The following is a 1,992-nucleotide window of genomic DNA, read 5'->3' on the forward strand; positions in this document are numbered from 1 at the left end:
TCAATGGCTAGATGCTGTATCGCTCCTCTCGTTTTAGTCTTAAATGAAACCTCAACTTGCTTGGCTCTACGACTGATGCAGGTGTAATGCGGACAACTTAACGGTACATGGGCTAGCGTAAATATCGAGTCGATGAATCCTTGAAGCGCTCTCAATGGCATAGAAAAAACTCGTTTGACCCTAAGTGCTGTCGTAATAGCTAAATCACTGAACCGACGTGGCCTCCCGCGCTTATTCTGTTTGCTTTGCGTCCACCCACTTATTGCTTCTTCATCAATCCAAAAGGTCAGAGAACCACGGTTAATGAGTGATTGGTTGTATTGCTTCCAGTTGGTTGTTTTGTAAAGAGGTTTAGGCATAGAGCTTCGAGAGAGAGTGGACGTAACTGATCAGATCGTAGGTTCTGGATTTAGTTCCAATGAATTACGCAACAAAGCCAGCTAAGGGTTAAAAATAAACCCCGAATTATCGCTTCAATAAACTATATACATTCAGAGTTAGAGGCCATAAAAAAGCACCTATAAAAGTAATAACCTTGACGCCTAATCCTCTATTTGTGATCAAATCCTTTTCCGGCGTCATTGTTTAACGTGCCGACCTTGGACTTTTAAACATTCTTAAATTAGCACTAAACGCGCTCCACGCAAGGCTAGCGATACTATTAAAACTTTGCCCTTAGTGCGGAGCACTAATAACATTTACACAAGAGTAATTAACCATGAAAAAACTAAATAAGTTTATGACGGCTACAATTGTAGCGGCTGCGGTTGCTTCCGCTACTGCTTCAGCTTGCACAAGTTTTGTGATCAATTCAGAGGACGGCGCGGTTGTTTACGGTCGCACTATGGAATGGGGCGCTTTTGACGTCAATTCTAGGCTTGCGATCTCTCCGCGTGGGCATGTTTACACAGGCACAGCCCCGGACGGCAAACAGGCGCTAACGTACTCGAACAAATACGGCTTTGTTGCAATGGACGCCGTTCTTCAAGATCTAGCAGTTGATGGTATGAATGAAAAAGGTCTAGTTGTTGGCGCTCTATATCACCCAGGAGCGGCGGAATTCCCGGAATATAACCCTCTAGATGCAAACTCAACTATCAGCACCCAGGCGCTAGCTAACTATATGCTTGGTCAGTTCGCAACAGTCGAAGAAGTCGCGGAAGGTCTTAAAGATGTAACCGTAATTATGCAGAAAGAGGAAAAATTTGGTAACTCAGAGATCCCGATTCACTGGACGGTTGTCGATGCTAATAACGATCGAATTGTTGTCGAGTACCTAAATGGTGAGTTAACCGTTTTTGATAACCCTATTGGCGTTATGACTAACAGCCCTAGCTTTGATTGGCACATGAACAACCTAAGCAATTATCTATACCTTCAGCAGCAGGAACGCGGGTCAATCACCCTAAACGGCGTTGATATTAAGCCAACGGGCGGCGGTACTGGATTGCTTGGCGTTCCTGGCGACTTTACCCCACCTTCTCGATTCGTTAGAGCCGTTGCGTACACTCAAATAGCGAGAGACACAAAAGACGGAGCCGACGCGGTTAACGAGGCGTTCCGAATCCTTGACGGTTTTCAGCTTCCGGTTGGCGCGTCAGAGGGCGGAGCAATTAGCGCCGATTATTTAAAGTACGCACAGGCGGCGACGACCTGGACGACAACGGCAGACGCTACAAACTTAAAATACTACTATCACACTCAATTTGATCGCCAGGTTCGAATGATTGATCTAAATAAAATAGACTTCAGCAACACAGGCGAAGGGATTCAATATTTAGAGCTAGACAAAACCCGCACTCAGTCAGTTGTAGACGTAACACCAAGCATTTAATTAACCAATAACCACTAGATAAGGTCGAGCCATTCCGGTTCGGCTTTTTTTTGCCCCAAAGAGAATTTATTAATGAAAAAACTAGCTTTAACTAGCCTGGCTTTATCCATCCTATCAACTCCCGTCCTTGCGGAAGAAGAACTGTAGTGGCATAGTGA

2 protein-coding genes are annotated in these 1,992 nt (G+C 44.9%); one reads left to right on the top strand and one right to left on the bottom strand.

Going from position 1 to position 1,992, the window contains the following annotated elements:
* A partial coding sequence (locus tag BCT34_RS01860) for a transposase (protein ID WP_133150977.1) occupies nt 1–359 on the bottom strand: 359 nt, incomplete at its 3' end.
* A 359-nt stretch (nt 360–718) separates the two neighbouring features.
* Between BCT34_RS01860 and BCT34_RS01865 the strand changes: the two genes are divergently transcribed.
* Nucleotides 719–1,834, top strand: a complete 1,116-nt coding sequence (locus BCT34_RS01865; RefSeq protein ID WP_076653052.1) for a linear amide C-N hydrolase — start codon at nt 719–721, stop codon at nt 1,832–1,834.
* Nucleotides 1,835–1,992 lie beyond the last annotated feature (158 nt).

Origin of the sequence: Vibrio sp. 10N.261.45.E2 (assembly GCF_002875705.1) — a bacterium.
In the GTDB taxonomy this organism is placed as follows: Bacteria; Pseudomonadota; Gammaproteobacteria; order Enterobacterales; family Vibrionaceae; genus Vibrio.

Coding starts and splice junctions, on each gene's coding strand:
- BCT34_RS01865 (WP_076653052.1), top strand. CDS start 719: ATGAAAAAACTAAATAAGTTTATGACGGCTACAATTGTAGCGGCTGCG.